This window comes from Arthrobacter gandavensis, from assembly GCF_015355785.1.
GTDB lineage: Bacteria > Actinomycetota > Actinomycetes > Actinomycetales > Micrococcaceae > Arthrobacter_B > Arthrobacter_B gandavensis_A.
This window is the reverse complement of the sequence record NZ_JADKYW010000005.1, coordinates 262535-280498: the sequence shown is the minus strand read 5'-3', so window position 1 is coordinate 280498 and position 17964 is coordinate 262535. Positions and strand designations below refer to the sequence as shown.

Sequence of the window (17964 nt, the reverse complement as noted above, 5' to 3'; positions counted from 1 at the left end):
CGTCAGTTTGAACTCCCGAGATTACAGAAACTGCCCGTATCCGGGACGGATACGGGCAGTTTCTGTCATCTCGATGAGGAGGGGCCGGGCTAGAAGGCCGGAGTCACGTCACCGTTCGGCCACTGCTCTTCGATGAAGGCCTTGACCTCCGGGGAATGCAGCAGCTCTTCGAGCTTGTCGATCCGTGCGTCCTTGCTGCCGGTCTTCCAGGCAAGCAGGTTGGCGTACGGGTTGTTGTCCAGGGACTCCACCAGCAGGGCGTCATCAGTGTTCAGCCCGGCATCAAGGATGTAGTTGCCGTTGATGATGGCCAGGTCCACGGTGGGGTCGGAGAGGTCGTTCACCAGCAGCTCAGCCTGGTTCTCCACGAAGTCCAGCTTCATCGGGTTCTGCTCATCGGTCAGGGAGATGACCGAGGCGTCTTCCGGAACGTCCTTCAGGAGGCCGGCGTCCTCAAGCAGGGCCAATGCCCGGGCCTGGTTGGACGGGTCGTTGGTGATGGCAACCCGGGCGCCGTCTTCGACGTCGGCCATATCCTCATGCTTTTCACTGAACACGGCGTAGGGCTCAATGTGGATGCCTTCGCCGTGCTCGAAGTCGTAGCCCTGGTCAGCGATCTGGGCCTCAAGGTAGGAAAGGTGCTGGAAGTAGTTGGCGTCGATTGAGCCGTCGTCCAGCGCAATGTTCGGCGTCACATAGTCATCAAAGGGAACTACTTCGAGGTCCAGTCCGGCATCGGCCGCCAGGTTGTCCGCCACGTATTCCAGGATGACGGCGTGCGGCTGCGGGCTGGCGCCGACAGTCAGGGTGACCGGGTTGGCGGGATCGAGGCTCTCAACAGCGCTGGAGGAGGATTCGGAACCCCCGCAAGCCGTCAGCGCCAGAGCCGCGGCCACGCCGGTGGCCACGAGTGAAAATGCTTTCCGCATCGGATGCGTTTCCTTTCGAAAGTCCTGCCAGTGACTCACAGGCAGGCTGTTGTGCAGCTAGCGGCTACTGGCTGCAGGTCCCGTCCGGGCGATGAGCGCGGACGGAAAACTTAGCTGCCGGCCTAGACCCGGGTTCGCTCGTCCCCGGTTCCCCGGGCGGCGTCAGCACCGCTGGCCGGCATGGCAGTAGCGGCTGTCACGGCACTGCGGGACGAACGACGACGGCGGCGGCCGGCACCCGCTGCGGACCGGTGGTCCACGCGGCGGGCAGCGAAGTCTCCGGCCAGCTGGATGATCTGGACGATTGCCACGATGATCACGATCGTGACGACCATGACGGCCGTGTCGAACCGCTGTACGCCGTAGTTGTACGCCAGCCGGCCCAGTCCGCCGCCGCCGATAATACCCGCCATGGCGGAGTAGCCCACCAGGGTCACCAGGGTGGTGGTGAGGGCAGCGACGAGTCCCGGCAGCGCCTCGGGCATCAGGACCTTGCGGATCACCTGCATACGGGTGGAACCCATGACCAGGGCGGCGTCGATCTTCCCGCCGGCCACGTCACGCAGTGACGTTTCAACCAGCCGGGCAAAGAACGGTATGGTGCCGATGCTCAGCGGAACACAGGCAGCCAGCGGGCCAATCGAGGATCCCGTGACGATCCGGGAGAAGGGGATCAGGATCACCATCAGGATCGCGAACGGAATGGACCGGGTGATGTTGACGATGATGTCGGAGAGGATCCGGTTGGTCACCGGCATGGGCCGCAGCCCGCCGGGAGCGGAGGTGTGCAGGAAGATGCCCAGCGGCAGGCCGATCAGCACGGTAAAGAAACCGGAGACCCCCACCATGAGCAGGGTGTCGGTGATCGCTTCGGGCAGGGCCTTCGTGATGCCGGGATTGTTGGCCAGCTCTTCGAACAGGTTCATGCCGCCACCTCCACTGATACGCCCTGGCCTGCCAGGTAGGTCCGGACTGCAGCCATGTCGATCCGTTCATCAAGCTGTACGCGAAGCCTTCCGAATCGCTGCCCCGAGAGGGTTTCGACGCTGCCGGCCAGGACATTGACGTCCGTGTCGAAGCGCCGGGTGAGTCCGGAGAGCACCGGCTCGGTTGCGTGCTCTCCGACCATCAGCAGTTCCACCACGGGGCCACCGGGCACCGGGGGAGTGGAAGGCAGGGGGATGAGGGCCTTGGCCAGCCGTCCGCCCAGGTGTGAGGCGACTTCCTGCAGCGGCCCGTGTTCCACCACCCGTCCGGCTTCGAGCAGCGACACCGAGTCACAGATCCGCTTCACCACATTCATCTCGTGCGTGATGATCAGGACGGTGAGTTCCAGGCGGTTGGTCAGCTCCGAAATCAGGTCCAGGATCTCATCCGTCGTCCGGGGATCCAGGGCCGAGGTCGGCTCGTCGCAGAGCAGGACGTCCGGATGGGCGGCCAGGGCGCGGGCGATGCCGACCCGCTGCTTCTGCCCACCGGAGAGCTGGGCCGGGTAGGCGCCGGCAAAGTCCTGCAGTCCCACCAGTGCCAGCAGCTCGGTCACGCGCTGCTCGATTTCCCGCTTGGAGGCGCCAACGAGCTCCAGTGGATGGGCGATGTTGGCCGCCGCGGTGCGCGAGTCCATCAGGTTGGCGTGCTGGAACACCATGCCGATGCGGCGGCGTGCCAGGCGGATTTCGGAGTCCTTGACGTTGGTCAGTTCCCGGCCGTCGATGGTGACGGTTCCCGACGTCGGGCGGTCAAGCAGCGTCAGGCAGCGGACCAGTGTGGACTTGCCGGCACCGGAGTGGCCAATGATGCCGTGAATCGAGCCCTTGGGGACGCTCATGCTGACGCCGTCCAGGGCCACTACATCGCGGGAGCCCTGGCGGTAGACCTTGCGCAGGTCAGTAACTGTGATCATTCATCCTCAATGTCTGCTCAACGTTGATGGTGCTGTATGCATGCAGGAAACAGTCCGGGAGAAGGGACGCCAATGGCCCGGCTGTGCGGGAAGTGCCTGCCAATCGCGTGACACGGGGCGCGTGATACCGCGCCCGGGCGCCATCAGCGCCTGACACTGTCGTGAATAGGTCAATGTTACGCGGGCGATGCCCGCTGGCTGAAATCCGCGCGGTCTTCGGTCCAGCGCGAACCCGGCTGTACTAGCGCGGAGCCAGTTCCAGCACCAGCTGGCCGCCGGCCTCCTCTGTCAGGACCGGCACGGCCGCGGCAGGGACGGCCTCGATCCGCAGTGCGTCCGGGACTGCGAGCGGAGCCGGAGAACCCAGCGGTGCGGGCTTCAGCGGCCAGGAACCGTCAATGACAGCCTCCGGATCACGACGGCGCAGGTAGGCCTGGAAACTGGCCGCCTGTTCCGCAGCCCACTGGACCTGCAGAGCATGCATGGTTCCGGCGTCCTGGGCCATGAGCGGATACGAGTTTGCAACCGCCGCTCCCACGGCCAGGGTCGCCATGACGTCTGCAGCAGACGTGTGTGCGTTTTCGAAGGCCACGGAATAGTGTTCAGCCATGGCTGTCAATGTCCGCTTGCCGCGGCGGAAACGGTCCGCCTGCTTGTCCAGGATGTAGGGGTCGATCACGGGGAAGGGTACCGGGGAAGCGCGTCCGTGCCGCTCCGCTTCGCGGGCCAGGACAGTGAAGTCGTAGGCGGCGTTGAACGCAAGAACGGGAATCCCGGCAGCGAACGTGTCCGCGAGGACGGTGCTGATCTCATGGACCGCGTCGGCAGCCCTCAGGCCTTCGCTTCGGGCCTTGTCAGTGCTGATGCCGTGGATGGCGGCGGCCTCGGCCGGAATCTCTACTCCGGGGTCCACCAGCCACTCATGGTGTGTGAGGACGTTCCCGGAGCCGTCCACCAGGATGATCGATGCGGTGACGATCCGCGCCAGCTGTGGGTCCCGTCCCGTGGTTTCCAGGTCGAAGGATGCCCGGGGGAGTTCATGCCAGCTCAACATGTAATCAAACCTACCGGCGGGCACTGACATAACCCCGAATCAGCGCGCCGGGCGTCGCTAAGCTGGAGGCATGCGGGAGGACTATACGGAGGCGGTGCTGGCTGTCGCAGCGCTCATTCCGCCGGGACGGGTGCTGGCCTACGGAGACATCGCGGAGCTGCTTGGCGCTGGAGGCCCCCGGCAGGTCGGTTCCGTGCTGGCACAGTCAGGAGATTCGGTTCCCTGGTGGCGCGTCATCCGCTCATCCGGGCAGCCGCCGGCCTGCCACGGGAACCGTGCCTGGACGCACTACCGCGAGGAAGGGACGCCGCTGAAAGGACAAGTGGAGCCGGACGGAACCGGCTACCGCGTGAGCATCCGCGAGGCGCGCTGGCAGCCCGACGACGCCGGCTGGGAGGCTCTCGATGCGCTCCGGGAAGCGCTGGCCGGCGCCGGCGGTGAGGAGCCGGGCGGGGCAATGTCACCGGGGCATGGTGAAGTGGAGGTATGAGCATCAACCTGCGGCTGGTACCGCCCGCGGCGGCCGGCCTTCCCGCACCGCACCTGAGCGAGGACCAGCGCGCCGCCGTCGAGCGCCCCGCCGGGGGCGGACCGCTGCTGGTCCTGGGAGCCCCCGGCACCGGAAAGTCCACTGTGCTGGTCGAAACCGCAGTACAGCGGATTGAGCGCGGCGGACTGGATCCGGCCGGGGTGCTGCTGCTGGCGCCGTCCCGCCTCGCGGCGGCAGCGCTGCGCGACGCGCTCTCTGCCCGTCTTGAGCGCACCATCAGTGCCGCACCGGCCCGCACCTGGGCCTCCTACGCTTTCGACGTCATCCGCCGGGCCAAGGCGGAGGGCCTGCTGCCGCACGTCACCCGCGCACCCAAGCTGCTCTCCGGCGCCGAGCAGGACGTCATCATCAAGGAACTGCTGGCAGGCCATGGGCAGAACGGGGTGCCGCAGCTGCCCTGGCCCGAATCCCTTTCGCTGGCGCTGGGAACCCGCGGCTTCCGGCAGGAAATCCGCCAGCTCTTCGACCGCGTGATCGAACTTGGGCTGGCCCCTGAGGACCTGCAGGAACTGGGCCGCCGCTACGGCAGGCAGGACTGGGCTGCCGCCGCGTCACTGTTCGGTGAATACCGGGACGTCCTGGACCTGCGCATGCCCGAAGCTTTCGACCCGGCGGGCATCATCACCACCGCAACGGACATCCTTCTCTCCGAACCGGAGTTTCTGTCCGCCGAGCACAGCCGGCTCCAGCTGATCCTCGTTGACGACCTGCAGGAAGCCAACGGAGCCATCCACCGCCTGCTTGGCGTACTGGCCCGGGACCGCGACGCCGTGGTCACCGCCAGCCCGGACACGGTCGTCCAGGGCTTCCGCGGGGCCCGTCCCGATCTGCTCGGCACTCTTGGGCAGGAGCTTGGCACGGAACTGGAAACTGCGGTGCTCAGTACGCAGCACCGGATGTCCGGAGCCGTCGCCGCAGCCTGGCACCGGACCGCCTCCCGTATCTCCGTGGTTCCCGGCCTTGGCCCGGCGCGCACTGCGGCAGGCCGCACGGACAGCGGCGAAGATTCCCCGGGAGCCGGAGCCAGTAACGAACCGGCTGGGAACGCATCCTCCCGGACGGCGTCAGCGACGGCCCACGTGGTGGACTCGCCCATGCACGAACAGCGCTACGTGGCGCAGCGGATCCTCGAAGAGCAGCTGCTGCGCGGCCGCCGCCTGGAGGACATCGCCGTGATCGTCCGGACCGGCGGGCAGCTGGCCCGGATCCAGCGCTACCTGATCAGCCAAGGCATCGAGGTACGGGTGCCGGTGGCGGAAAAGGCTGTCCGGGACGAGGCCGCGGTGCGGCCCCTTCTGGACGCCTTCGCCGTGGTGCTCAACCCCGAACTCCTCACGCCCGAGCTCGCTGTCTCCCTGCTGACCTCGCGGATTGGCGGCGCAGGCTCGCTGGATCTTCGGAGGCTGCGGCAGGCACTGCGCCGGGAAGAGCTCCGCGCCGGGGGCGGGCGCAGCTCCGATGCCCTGCTGGTGGAAGCACTGGTGGACCCGCTCTCCGATGCCGGGCTGGCGCTCGCCGGACTGGGCTGGGAAGCCGGCTCGGCGAAACGGCTGGCCGCAATGCTGCGTGCCGGAGGGCAGGCTGCGGAGCAGCCGGGGGCCACTGCTGAGACCGTGCTGTGGGCCCTGTGGTCAACGTCCGGCTGGTCCAAGAAGTGGGCCGAGGCCGCGCTGTCCGGAGGATCTGCAGGGCTCCGGGCCGACAGGGACCTGGATGCGATCATGGCGCTGTTCCAGACTGCTGAACGCTATGTTGACCAGTTGCCGGGCTCCACGCCTGAGCAGTTCCTGGACTACCTGACCAGCTCAGAGCTGCCCATGGACACCCTGGCGGCACGGGCGCAGCAGCGCGACGCCGTCGAACTCCTCACCCCGGCCAGCGCCGCCGGCCGGGAATGGCCGGTGGTGATCGTCGCCGGTATCCAGGAAGGAGTCTGGCCCAACCTCCGGCTGCGCGGCGAGCTGCTCGGCAGCGGAGACCTGGTGGCAGCCGTCGAGTTCCCGGACGCCGATTACCGCAGGACCCGCAGTCCACAGACGCTGATGCAGGGCACGAGGTACGACGAGCTGCGCAGCTTCTCCACTGCGCTCTCCCGTGCCCGGGATGTGCTGGTCTGCACGGCGGTGGCATCGGAGGACGAGCAGCCTTCCCAGTTCCTGGACCTGGTGGATCCGCTTCCCGACGGCGTGGCCGTACGTCCCCGCACCGAGGTCCTGCGGCCGCTGACCCTCCGCTCCCTGGTAGCTGAACTGCGGGCCCATGCCCAGCAGGTGCAGAGCCACCCGGAGGACGCCGGCGAAGCGGCACGGCACCTCGGGCGCATGCTCCGGCACCCGGTTCCGGTTCCGGGTGCACATCCGCGCACCTGGTGGGGTCTGCTGCCGCTCTCCAGCACCGGGCCGGTGCTGCCGCCCGATGCCCCAATTCCGGTCTCGCCCTCGAAGGTCGACGCCGTCAGCAAGTCTCCGCTGAGCTGGTTCGTCTCAGCGGTCGGCGGGGAACAGGCCACCGATTTTGCCCGTTCCCTGGGAACGCTGGTACACGCGATTGCGCAGGAGATGCCCGAAGCCACGGGCACGGAGTACACGGAGGAGCTCCGGCGCCGATGGCCGTCGCTGGGGATGAAGGACTCCTGGGAAGGGAAGATGGACCTCAAGCGGGCTGAGGCCATGGTGGGCAAGCTTGCGGAGTACGTCATCGAGATGCGCAGGGGCGGGCGGAGCCTGGCCGCCGTCGAGAAGGACTTCGAAGCATCGATTCCGGTGGAGGTCCGCGGCGAAGTCCGTACGGCCCTGCTGCGCGGACAGATCGACCGGCTGGAACAGGACGCCGCCGGAAGGGCCTACATCGTGGACCTCAAGACCGGAAAGTCTGCTCCCAGGAAAGCGGACCTGGAAGGACACCCCCAGCTGGCCTCCTATCAGGAAGCAGTCCGCCAAGGCGCCCTCGCAGAGGTTGCCGCCGTCCCCGGCGGAGCAGCGCTGGTGCAGCTGGGCACGTCAGCCAAGGGCGTCTCGATCCAGGAACAGCCCCCGCTGGGTCCCGAGGATCAGAGCGCCCTGGCCATGATCGAGGAAGCCGCGGCCCTGATGTCCAACAGCACGTTCGATACCGTCCACGATCCGGCCCGCAGCGGATATGGCGGCCACGGCTGCCGTCTGCCGGAAATCTGTCCGTTGTGCACCGAAGGAAAGCAGGTCACCGAATGACGCTGGACGTGAGCAGCAGCGTGGAGACGGGGGCAGGGTTCGTGCCGCAGTTCTCAGCACGGCAGCTGGCGGAGATGCTCCATGATGGTCCGCCGAACGAGGTCCAGTACCCCACGGAGGCCCAGCAGAAGATCATTGAGGGCCCGCTCGAACCGCTGCTGGTGGTGGCGGGAGCCGGGTCCGGCAAGACCAAGACCATGGCAGACCGTGTGGTCTGGCTGGTGGCCAACAAACTGGCGGCGCCGGAGCAGATCCTGGGCGTCACCTTTACCCGCAAGGCCGCCGGCGAGCTCGCCAGCCGGATCCGCGGCAGGCTGCGGCTGCTGGAACGGAAACTGGGCGAGGAAACCAAAGACGCCCAGCTTGAAGCAGCCGTGTCCACCTACCACTCCTACGCCAACGGAATCGTGAACGACTACGGCCTGCGGATCGGCGTCGAACGCGACTCGGTCATGCTGGGCGGAGCCCAGTCCTGGCAGCTGGCGAACGAGGTGGTGGAGGCCTACACCGGCGATTACGAACACTTCACCGCGGCGAAGTCGACGCTGGTGAATTCGGTGCTGCAGATGGCCTCGGAGTGCGCCGAACACCTCCTGGCCCCTGCCCAGGTGCGTGCCGAGATCCAGCACCATCTGGAGCAGGTGCTGGCGCTGCCGTACCAGGCCGGCAAGACGAAGGCGGCTGCCAAAGGCGTTCGGGACCTGGTGGGCAAGCTCCAGACGCGCATTTCAGTGACCGAACTCGTCGAGGCCTACCAGCGGGCCAAGGCCGAGCGGCGGCAGCTGGACTTCGGGGACCTGGTGGCACTGGCCGCCCGGATAGCCGAAGAGATCCCCGAAGCTGCCGAAATGGAGCGCGCCAAGTACAAGGTGGTGCTCCTGGACGAGTTCCAGGACACCTCCCACGCCCAGATGGTGCTGTTCTCCACCCTGTTCGGCGACGGCACTCCGGTCACGGCCGTGGGCGATCCGCACCAGTCAATCTACGGCTTCCGCGGTGCATCGGCGGGGCAGCTGGGGACCTTTCGGGAGCACTTTCCGCGGCTGCTGCCCGACGGCGGCCGGACCCCGGCCGGGGTAGCCAACCTGTCGGTGGCGTGGCGGAACTCAACGTCGATCCTGGCGGCCGCCAACGCCGTTTCCGGGCCACTGAACAAGCCGGCACCCTGGCCTGGAGCCAGGACACCCCTGGACGTCCCTGAACTCGAGGCCAAGCCAAAACCGCCCCTGGGCGACGTATACCTGGGCCGGTACCTCAGCGAGAAAACAGTGACTCTTCCGGACGGAACGGTGAGCGTGGGGGAAGCCGAAGCGCTGGCCGCCCGGATCGCAAACGTCCGTGACTCGTGGTTCCGGCACCCGAGCCACGAGACGGACAACCGCGGCAACACGCTGCCTCCAACGGTGGCGGTACTGTGCCGCGGCAAGAAACAGTTCGATCCCATCCGCCGCGCGTTGGAAGACCTGGGAATCCCCGTGCAGATTGTGGGCCTGGGCGGACTGCTCTCGACTCCGGAGATTGTTGACCTGCTCGCCGTGCTGCGCGTCCTGAGCGATCCCGGACGCTCCGACTCGATGCTCCGCATCCTCGCCGGGGCACGCTGGCGCATTGGCCCGGCGGACCTCATGGCACTGGCCGACTGGTCCAGGCATCTTGTCCGGGTGCGGGAACGCGCCATGAACGTCAGGGAGATCGCCGACGTGCACGGACCGGACGAAGGCGGTGCCGCCGTCGTCGAAACGGACCTGGCGGAAGCCGGCAGCCTGGTCGAGGCGGTGGATTACCTGCCGAAGCCCGGCTGGACCTCCAGTGCCGGCCGCACGCTTACTCCGGAAGGACTCACCCGTCTGAACCTGCTCCGCGATGAGCTGCGGGAACTGCGCGCGTACGTGGGGGAGGACCTTACGACGCTCATGGGCGAAGTGGAGCGGCGCATCCTCCTGGACATCGAGGTTGCGGCCAAACCAGGCATCACGATTCACGAATCCCGGCGGAACCTCGACGCGTTCATTGACGCCGCGGCGACGTTCAGCGCCTCGGCAGACCGCGTGGACCTTGCGGCGTTCCTGGCCTGGCTGGAAGTTGCGGACGAAGAAGAGAACGGACTCCCCGTCACCGCGCTGGAAACCTCGCGCGAAGCTGTACAGCTGCTGACCGTCCATGCCTCCAAGGGCCTGGAATGGGATGTGGTTGCTGTGCCGGGCCTTTCGGAAGGCCAGTTCCCGAATGACAAGGACTCACGCTGGAGCAGCGGCAACGCTGCTGTTCCCTGGAACCTGCGCGGTGACGGTCCGGACCTGCCGCAGTGGGACTGGGAACAGCCGGACCAAAAGTCGTGGCTGGACGCAGAGAAGCTCTTCGCGGACGATGCCCGCGCCCATGCGGAGCGTGAGGAGCGGCGCCTCGCCTACGTGGCGTTCACCCGGGCGAAAGACATTCTTTTCTGCACCTCAAGTGCCTGGGGCGGCGGGCGGAGCAAACCCACCGAGGCGTCGCGCTACCAGCTTGAACTGTACGAGCTGGGCAAGTCCGGCGCCCCCGGATTCCATCTGCTTTCCTGGCTCGAGCCTGAAGACCAGGGGGATGAAAACCCCGCGAACGCAGTTGCGGAACGCGCAAGCTGGCCCAAGGACCCGCTGCCGGCCCAGCGGCGGACAGCGATGGAAGCGGCTGCCGCGGCGGTCCTCGCAGCAGCTGAGGCCCCTGCGCAGACGGCTCTCGAACCGGATGGCGCCCCTGCCGAAGAACGGGCTCGTGCCGAAACTGAAGAAGCTGACAGCGTCTTCGAACCCCGGCGCTGGGGAAGGGACGTTGAGCTTGTCCTGGCCCGGCACCATGCTCCGGAAGAGGTCATGGACGTTGAACTTCCCGCCCATATATCGGCCTCGATGCTGGTGGACCTGCAGGATGACCCCGAAGCCGTCACACGGCAGCTGCGACGTCCGGTACCGCGTGAACCTGGAATGGCGGCACGGAAGGGAACCGCGTTCCACGCCTGGATCGAGAAGTACTTCGGCCGCAGCGGCATGCTCGACATCGACGAGTATCCGGGCACAGCCGATGCCTACGTTGACGAGGCATACCAGCTCGAAGACATGGTCGCCACCTTCGAGGCATCCGAATGGGCGTCCCGGACCCCGGCCTATATTGAAGTTCCCGTCGAAACGCGGGTGAATTCAGTGGTGGTCCGGGGACGGATCGACGCCGTCTTCCAGGACGAGGACGGCGGCTGGGACCTCATCGACTGGAAGACCGGCGCTCCGCCTTCCCGGGAGAAGCTCGCGGTCCGCTCCGTGCAGCTGGCGGTCTACCGGCTGGCCTGGTCCAGGCTGAAGGGCGTTCCCCTGGATCAGGTGCGGGCAGCGTTCTACTACGTCTCCGCGGATAAGGTCATCCGCCCCCACAACCTGCTGGGGGAAGCCGAGCTTGAGAAGATCATCATCGACTCCGCCGGGCAGGGACCAGCCTGATACATTTCAGTGCCGCCGTCCGGCAAAGACGGCGGCACTGAAATGTGTTGTCGGAAACGTGCCTAGGGAGTGGCCCGGCGGAGTGTTCCATAGGAGCCCGCTGCCAGGACAACCCCGGCGAGAAGCAGCCATCCGGTGAGGGCGAGCGGCGTGAGCTGGACGAACCAGGCGCCCACGGCCGGCCAGGAATCCGTCCACGTGGCCGCAGCCACTCCGCCGAGAATGAGAAGACCGAAGGCCGTCAGGGACGCTACCAGGCCAAGAACCCGCCAGCGCTGGTACACGGTAGCGAACCAGAACCCGAACATGAACAGCAGGATTGTGAGGGCGAAGTAGAGCAGGATCTGCGCGTACCAGGGCGATTCAGCGATCCAGGGGAGGGCGAAGATATGCCCGTCCACACCCCAGCCGTTGGTAGCCTGCTCCGCCAGGCCCAGCAGCCAGTAAATGACGCCCACGGCCATCGACAGTGCGGAGTACAACCCCAGCGTCCCCAGGTAAAACGAACGGCGGCTCACGCTCATTGCCTGTGAGAACGGGAAAGCCAGCATCATCGACTGCACTCCGATGGCGAGAAAGTACCACATCAGCGCCTGGCCGGAGAAAGCGAGCCGGGTGGCGCCGTCGTCATTCGGAATGACGGCCAGGATGGCCAGGGCCAGCCCGGTGGAGGCCACGAGCACAATCGCCGGGACGCCGAGATAGATCCATTTGTTCACCATCTGCATGCGGGCAACGGCCCAGGCGCGGTTCATCGTGCCACCTCCACGCTCGTGTCCGCCGCGGCGGGGGAGCCGTAGTGTTCGTTGGCTTTGAGCGTGCGGCGGATGATGAGCTGCTGCAGCGAGACCGGAGCAAGTTCCAGTCCCAGGGACTGTGCCCTCGCCCTGTCACCGGCAGACAGCGGTGCGTCAACTGTGACCGAGGCCAGTGCCCCAAGTCCCTCCCGGTGCAGGACGGGACGTCCGGCAACGAACTCCTCGACCGTGGCCGATTTGCCGGCTACCGCGAAGGCGGAACCCGTGATCGCGTCCACCTCGTCGTCCATCACGATGCGGCCGCGGTCAATGACGATGACGTGCTCCAGGAGGTTCGCCACCTCATCGATCAGGTGGGAGGAGAGGATGATCGTGCGGGGATGGTCCGCGAAGTCGGTGAGGAGACGATCGTAGAAGAGCTGCCGCGCGACGGCGTCGAGTCCCAGGTACGGTTCATCGAAGAACGTCAGTTCGGCCCGCGAGGCCAGTCCAATGATCACGCCTACGGCGGACAGCTGTCCGCGGGAGAGCTTCTTGATCCGGTGCTTTTTCGGCTGGGGGAGCTGGAAGTCTTCCAGCAGCGTTTGCGCCAAGCCGGCGTCCCAGTTCGGGAAGAAGAGGGAGGCCGCGTCGAGGGCGTTGCGGATCGTGAAGTCGTCGGGGTATTTCTGCGACTCCCGCACGAAGCACAGCCGGGAGAGGATGTGCTCGTTCTCGAACGGATTTCCGCCGAACACCCGCACCTTCCCGGAACTGGCGAATCCCTGGGCGGTGAGGATGGACATCAGGGTGGTCTTCCCCGCCCCGTTGCGGCCCAGTAGTCCGTAAATGCGGTTTGGCGCGATGTCGAGATTGACGTCGTCAAGCGCCAGCTGGTCCTTATAGCGGCGTGTTAGCCCGCGGGTTTCTATGACGTTCATGGTGCCGGGGTCCCTTCGTGTTCAGCGGCACTGCGTTGGATAAGGGTGGTGAGCTCCTCCATGCCGATCCCGAGTTTCCGGGCCTCGCGGTGGAGGGGCTGGACGTACTGGCGGTAGAACTGTTCCTGCCGCTTGGCCAGGACAGACTCCCGGGCTCCTGGCGCTACGAACATTCCGATGCCGCGGCGCTTGTAGAGCAGTCCTTCATCAACCAGCAGGTTCACACCCTTGGCAGCCGTCGCCGGATTGATCCGGTAGAACGCCGCGAACTCATTGGTCGAGGGCACCTGTCCCTCCTCGGGTAGGACGCCGTCGAGGATGTCCCCTTCGATACGTTCGGCGATCTGCTGGAAGATCGGCTTGCTGTCATCGATCACTGAATCCTGCTCACCTTCGCTGGTTCATTACTTGACTAACTAACCACATAACGTGGGGGCGGTCAAGCATTTCTCTGTCAGTTCCCGCGCATGAAAAAACCCGCCTGCACTGGCAGCCGGGTTTTTCGCGGAGAGGAGCGGGAGCCCGCTCTACGCTGCTAGTGTGTCTTGGCGTCCTTGGCGTCCTTGGCGTCCTTGGCGTCCTTGGCGTCCTTGGCGTCTGCGGTCACTGAGCTGACCTGCTTGCGGTCCGCTTCCGCGTCGGTGGGTGTGCCGGGGATGACCAGCGGAATCGCCGAAGTAGCCGGTTCCGTGTCCGCAGCGTCACTGCCGGTGCCGGAAGATGGCGGACCAGCGGCATCCCTCTGGTCGCCTGCTTCGGCGCTGCCGGTGTCCTTGGCCGACACCGCGGAATCGAGCGGGTCCTGGGCCGGAGCTTCAGCCTCTTTCGGTTCCGGCTCCGGGATGGGAGCAACGCTTACTTTCCCGCTTCCACCGCTGCCTGGGCCTGACGGGCCTGAGACGCCGGCCGGGCCCGGAACGGCGGCCGTTGAACCTGCAGCCGGGCTGGGGGCCGGGGCGGCCGAAGGTGCCGCGGAAAGGGCTGCAGCCTCCGCCTCAGCCGCCTCCTGGTCGAGGATGTCCGCCTCCAGGGTGGCCAGCATCTCCTCGGCTTCTTCGATCATGGACTGGTTCTCGGCGGCGATGCCACGCACCAGCCACTGGGCCAGCGCGAACTCCGCGGACAGGGCAGCCCTCCGGATCAGGTGCGGATCGACGGCGTCGGGCCTGGCCTCGACGTACGCGTTGTGGACGGTGTCCGTGAAATCTGAGTTGTTCGCTGCGACCAGCCATGCGAAATCATCGGCAGGATCGCCGATCCGAAGGTCGGTCCAGCCGTTCACCGCGCTGACCCGTCCTCCCGAGACCAGCAGGTTGTCCTCGTGCAGGTCTCCGTGAACCACGGTGGGGCTGAAGCGCCACAGGGCCACGTCTTCCAGGGCATGCTCCCAGCGGCGAAGCAGGCTGGCCGGGATCTTGCCCGTCGTTGCCGCCTGGTCCAGTTCATTGAGCTTGCGCTGCCGGAACTCGTTGGCGGTGTAGCTGGGCAGGTCCGCGTTGTTCACCAGGGACTGCGGCAGGGCATGGATTGCAGCCATGGTGCGGCCAATGTCAGCAGCCAGTTCGGCGCCGCCGCCGGCAAGTTCGTCTATGTCCCGGGTAGAGCCCGGCAGGTGCGAATACACGAAAGTGCACAGCTGGCCCTGGCGGACGGTGCCCGCAACGTAGGGGAGGGCGAAGGGCAGTTCGGCCCGCACGCCAGGTACGAAGGCGCGCAGCACAAGCAGCTCGGTCTCCAGGCGCATGCTGGCTTCCACATGCTTGGGTGAACGCACCCGCCACTGCTTGCCGGCGTCGTCCACCAGGAGCGCGGAATCGAAATCCGCCGCGTCGTCGGGCGAACCGGCCACGCCGGTAAGCGCCAGCGCCGGTACGGCGGCGCTGGCCAGGGCTGCCAATTCCATGGGTGTGCGTTTCACACCTTCAACCGTAGGGGCAATGAGTTGGGAGTCACCCATAGGCACCCGGCGAGTCGGAAGAGCGTGAGGAAAAACTCAGGCGGGCGGTTCCGGTATCCACCGCCGGCGGACGGCTTTCGGATTGGGGTCCCCAAGTAAGTACGGTAGGGGTATGAGCAGCCCGTTACGCACGCCAGAGTCCCCGCAGCTTGGACGGCTGCCGCTTGCCCGGGGCGCCATCGACCGCGGCAGTGAGCGCAGGACCTCCAAGGACCTCTTCAGCGAGGTCCGGGCCCTTGAAACCACCCGTGTCCTGTACTTCTCCCGGGGCAAGGCCCTCGTCCGCGGCGAGGCCCTGGTGCTGGATCCCGTTGGGCCGGACGGGTTTGGCGAGGAACCGGTGTACCTTGGCCGCACCCTGGAGGACGGTTCGGTTCCCGCGGGTGCGGACATCGTTCTGGTGACCCTGGCCGAACCAGTGCCCGAAATGGAACGCGACGGCGCCCGGTGGGCAGGCCTGCGGGACGTCGCGGTCACCCTTGGCTCACTGGATGCGGGACTGTTCGTTGAGGCATGCGCCGTCGCCAACTGGCACGCCACCCACACCCACTGCCCGCGCTGCGGCGCCGCAACCCGGATGGAACAGGGCGGCTGGGTCCGCCGCTGCGTCGAGGACGGCAGCCAGCACTTTCCGCGCACGGACCCCGCCATCATCGTGGCGGTAACGGATCCCGCGGACAGGATCCTCCTAGGCCGTGCTGCGGCCTGGCCCGGCAACCGCTATTCCACCCTCGCAGGCTTCGTCGAACCGGGGGAGTCACTGGAGGCAGCAGTCATCCGCGAGGTAGCGGAGGAGTCTGCCGTCACAGCGAGGGATCCGCAGTACCTGGGTTCCCAGCCCTGGCCGTTCCCGTGTTCGCTGATGCTGGGATTCTGCGCCGAGGCCGACGGCACCGAACCGCAGGCCGACGGCATCGAAATGGCAGACGTCCGCTGGTTCACGCGGAAGGAACTCACCGATGCCGTGGCGGCCGGGGAAATTGGCATACCGTCCTCCATCTCGATAGCCCGGAACCTGATCGACCGCTGGTACGGCGGGCCCGTTCCGGAGCCGGAGGCCGGGCAGTGACCGCAGACACGCTTGAAGCCCGCATCCTTGCAGGCCTTGATGATGAGCAGCGCGAAGTTGCCACATCACTCACCGGACCGCTGTGTGTCCTAGCCGGTGCCGGCACCGGCAAGACCCGGGCCATCACGCACCGTATGGCCTACGGCGTCCATTCCGGCCTCTACAAGCCCCAGCAGGTGCTGGCCGTTACCTTCACTGCCCGCGCGGCGGCGGAGATGCGCACCCGCCTGCGGGACCTTGGTGCCGGTGGAGTGCAGGCCAAGACCTTCCACGCGGCGGCCCTGAAGCAGCTGCAGTACTTCTGGCCGCAGACGGTGGGCGGTCCGCTGCCGGGGCTGCTGGACCACAAGGCCCAGCTCATCGCCGAGGCCGCACGGCGCCTCCGTCTCTCCACTGACCGCGCGGCTATCCGTGACGTCGCGGCCGAAATCGAGTGGGCCAAGGTCTCAATGCTCACTCCTGACAGCTATGTCCGTGCCGCCGCCGGGAGGGATGCACCGGCAGGATTCGACCTCACTACCGTTTCACGCATCTTCCAGTCCTACGAGGACGTCAAGGTGGACCGCAATGTCATCGACTTCGAGGACGTGCTGCTGATCATCGTGGGCATCCTGCAGGAGGATGCGCGGGTAGCGGCCACTGTGCGGGACCAGTACCGGCACTTCGTGGTTGACGAGTACCAGGATGTGTCCCCCCTCCAGCAGCGGCTGCTTGACCTGTGGCTGGGGGAGCGCGACGAGCTCTGCGTCGTGGGCGATGCGAGCCAGACGATCTACTCCTTCACCGGGGCAACCTCGCGGCACCTGCTGGAGTTCACCCACCGCTTCCCGGGCGCCGACGTCGTCAAGCTGGTGCGCGACTACCGCTCCACCCCGCAGGTAGTGAATCTCGCGAACCGCATCCTGGCTGCCCGGACCGCCGAGGGCGAGCGCTCGCGGAACGCCCCGCCATGGCCGGAACCGCTGGAACTGATCGCCCAGCGCCCCGCCGGCCCCGAGCCCATGTTCACCGAGTGCGCGGATGACGAAGCCGAGGCGGCGTATGTTGCCGGGCGCATCCGCAAGCTGCTTGACGACGGCGTTGAAGCCAGCCAGATAGCCGTCCTGTTCCGCACGAACGGGCAGTCGGAAGCGTACGAACAGGCCCTGGCCAGTGCCGGCATTGGGTATCAGCTTCGGGGCGGAGAACGTTTCTTTGCCCGCCGCGAAGTCCGTGATGCCATGCTCCAGCTGCGCGCTGCGGCCCGCTCAGTGGGTACGGAACCCGTGCCGCAGCTTGTGCGGGATATCCTGGCCAACCTCGGCTACACGGCGGACCCGCCTGCCGGCGGAGGGGCAACCCGGGAGAAATGGGAATCGCTGGCAGCCCTCGTCGCGCTCGCTGACGAACTCCACGCCAACCGGACCCATGACCCGGACAGCATCTTCACCCTGGCTGACTTCACCGCCGAACTCGAGGAGCGGGCCGCGGCCCAGCACGCACCCAAGGTCCAGGGAGTGACCCTCGCCAGCCTGCATTCCGCCAAGGGCCTCGAATGGGACGCCGTGTTCCTGGTCGGCCTGAGCGAGGGCCTGATGCCGATTTCCTTTGCCGACACGCCTGAAGCCGTTGATGAGGAACGGCGGCTGCTGTATGTGGGCATCACGCGCGCACGGGTGCACCTCTCGCTCTCCTGGTCCACGGCACGCACGCCCGGCGGAAGGGCCAACCGCAAGCCATCCCGGTTCCTGGACGGACTGCGGCCGAACACAGCCCGCGATGCCGGTTCGGCGCGCCAGGCCCGGCCGTCCCGCAGGAAAGTCACCGGACCGGCCAAGTGCCGGGTCTGCGGAAGCCTGCTCACTTCCGGAGCGGAACGGAAAATGGGCCGCTGCGGGAACTGCCCGGCGACCTATGACGAAGCCACGTTTGAGGAACTGCGTGAGTGGCGGCGCGAAGCTGCCGCCGAGGCGGGAGTGCCGGCCTTTGTGGTGTTCACCGATGCGACCCTGGTGGCAATAGCCGAAGATAAGCCTCCAACGCTGAACCGCCTGGCGACGATCCCCGGGGTGGGGCCCTCGAAGCTGGAACGCTACGGCGAGGCAGTCCTGCAGGTGCTGGCCCGGAGTCCGCAGCTCTGACCGGATCTGCGGGCGCCTGCCTGAC

12 protein-coding genes and 1 pseudogene are annotated in these 17964 nt (G+C 66.7%); 5 read left to right on the top strand and 8 right to left on the bottom strand.

All coding sequences use genetic code 11. The features are described 5' to 3' along the window. Positions 1-89: 89 nt before the first annotated feature. The 4 genes and pseudogenes from ITX31_RS06325 to ITX31_RS06310 form a co-directional block, all read right to left on the bottom strand. Positions 90-929: a MetQ/NlpA family ABC transporter substrate-binding protein gene (locus ITX31_RS06325; RefSeq protein WP_194782628.1), complete on the bottom strand. Its 840-nt coding sequence runs from the start codon at positions 927-929 to the stop codon at positions 90-92. A 248-nt stretch (positions 930-1177) separates the two neighbouring features. After that, positions 1178-1855, bottom strand: a pseudogene (locus ITX31_RS06320) (methionine ABC transporter permease); the annotation flags it as partial. Then, entirely contained in the window at positions 1852-2832 is a 981-nt protein-coding gene (locus ITX31_RS06315; protein ID WP_194782626.1) for a methionine ABC transporter ATP-binding protein, read from the bottom strand. The gene ITX31_RS06315 and the pseudogene ITX31_RS06320, both read right to left, overlap by 4 nt. Positions 2833-3073: 241 nt before the next feature. After that, a complete protein-coding gene (locus ITX31_RS06310) occupies positions 3074-3886 on the bottom strand; it encodes a 3'-5' exonuclease (RefSeq protein WP_194782625.1) in 813 nt (270 codons plus the stop codon). A 70-nt stretch (positions 3887-3956) separates the two neighbouring features. On the opposite strand from ITX31_RS06310, the gene ITX31_RS06305 reads away from it, so the two are divergent. Genes ITX31_RS06305 through ITX31_RS06295 form a run of 3 tightly spaced genes read left to right on the top strand, consistent with a single transcriptional unit; the run spans position 3957 to position 11115 of the window. Then, positions 3957-4376 (top strand): MGMT family protein, encoded by a 420-nt coding sequence (locus ITX31_RS06305; RefSeq protein ID WP_194782624.1) that lies wholly within the window; start codon positions 3957-3959, stop codon positions 4374-4376. Beyond that, positions 4373-7645 (top strand): ATP-dependent helicase, encoded by a 3273-nt coding sequence (locus ITX31_RS06300; protein WP_194782623.1) that lies wholly within the window; start codon positions 4373-4375, stop codon positions 7643-7645. The genes ITX31_RS06305 and ITX31_RS06300 overlap by 4 nt, the downstream gene beginning before the upstream one ends. Then, positions 7642-11115 (top strand): ATP-dependent helicase, encoded by a 3474-nt coding sequence (locus tag ITX31_RS06295; protein WP_194782622.1) that lies wholly within the window; start codon positions 7642-7644, stop codon positions 11113-11115. The genes ITX31_RS06300 and ITX31_RS06295 overlap by 4 nt, the downstream gene beginning before the upstream one ends. A 62-nt stretch (positions 11116-11177) precedes the next feature. On the opposite strand, the gene ITX31_RS06290 is transcribed toward ITX31_RS06295, so the two are convergent. The 4 genes from ITX31_RS06290 to ITX31_RS06275 all read right to left on the bottom strand — a co-directional run bounded on the left by ITX31_RS06290 (position 11178) and on the right by ITX31_RS06275 (position 14711). Beyond that, on the bottom strand, positions 11178-11870 hold the full coding sequence (locus ITX31_RS06290) for a hypothetical protein (protein ID WP_194782621.1): 693 nt from the start codon (positions 11868-11870) through the stop codon (positions 11178-11180). Beyond that, positions 11867-12793 carry an ABC transporter ATP-binding protein gene (locus tag ITX31_RS06285; RefSeq protein ID WP_194782620.1) on the bottom strand — a complete coding sequence of 309 codons (927 nt, stop codon included), beginning with the start codon at positions 12791-12793 and terminating at the stop codon, positions 11867-11869. Before ITX31_RS06285 ends, ITX31_RS06290 begins: the two co-directional genes overlap by 4 nt. Beyond that, on the bottom strand, positions 12790-13170 hold the full coding sequence (locus tag ITX31_RS06280; RefSeq protein ID WP_194782619.1) for a GntR family transcriptional regulator: 381 nt from the start codon (positions 13168-13170) through the stop codon (positions 12790-12792). The genes ITX31_RS06285 and ITX31_RS06280 overlap by 4 nt, the downstream gene beginning before the upstream one ends. 158 nt (positions 13171-13328) lie before the next feature. Continuing rightward, complete coding sequence (locus ITX31_RS06275; protein ID WP_323745601.1) at positions 13329-14711, bottom strand: macrolide 2'-phosphotransferase; 1383 nt, start codon at positions 14709-14711, stop codon at positions 13329-13331. Between the two features lie 151 nt (positions 14712-14862). On the opposite strand from ITX31_RS06275, the gene nudC reads away from it, so the two are divergent. Together nudC and ITX31_RS06265 are read left to right on the top strand one after the other, a co-directional pair. Then, positions 14863-15819: an NAD(+) diphosphatase gene (gene nudC, locus ITX31_RS06270; protein WP_194782618.1), complete on the top strand. Its 957-nt coding sequence runs from the start codon at positions 14863-14865 to the stop codon at positions 15817-15819. Beyond that, on the top strand, positions 15816-17939 hold the full coding sequence (locus ITX31_RS06265; RefSeq protein ID WP_194782617.1) for an ATP-dependent DNA helicase UvrD2: 2124 nt from the start codon (positions 15816-15818) through the stop codon (positions 17937-17939). Before nudC ends, ITX31_RS06265 begins: the two co-directional genes overlap by 4 nt. Positions 17940-17964 lie beyond the last annotated feature (25 nt).

Coding starts and splice junctions, on each gene's coding strand:
- ITX31_RS06325 (WP_194782628.1), bottom strand. CDS start 929: ATGCGGAAAGCATTTTCACTCGTGGCCACCGGCGTGGCCGCGGCTCTG.
- ITX31_RS06315 (WP_194782626.1), bottom strand. CDS start 2,832: ATGATCACAGTTACTGACCTGCGCAAGGTCTACCGCCAGGGCTCCCGC.
- ITX31_RS06310 (WP_194782625.1), bottom strand. CDS start 3,886: ATGTTGAGCTGGCATGAACTCCCCCGGGCATCCTTCGACCTGGAAACC.
- ITX31_RS06305 (WP_194782624.1), top strand. CDS start 3,957: ATGCGGGAGGACTATACGGAGGCGGTGCTGGCTGTCGCAGCGCTCATT.
- ITX31_RS06300 (WP_194782623.1), top strand. CDS start 4,373: ATGAGCATCAACCTGCGGCTGGTACCGCCCGCGGCGGCCGGCCTTCCC.
- ITX31_RS06295 (WP_194782622.1), top strand. CDS start 7,642: ATGACGCTGGACGTGAGCAGCAGCGTGGAGACGGGGGCAGGGTTCGTG.
- ITX31_RS06290 (WP_194782621.1), bottom strand. CDS start 11,870: ATGAACCGCGCCTGGGCCGTTGCCCGCATGCAGATGGTGAACAAATGG.
- ITX31_RS06285 (WP_194782620.1), bottom strand. CDS start 12,793: ATGAACGTCATAGAAACCCGCGGGCTAACACGCCGCTATAAGGACCAG.
- nudC (WP_194782618.1), top strand. CDS start 14,863: ATGAGCAGCCCGTTACGCACGCCAGAGTCCCCGCAGCTTGGACGGCTG.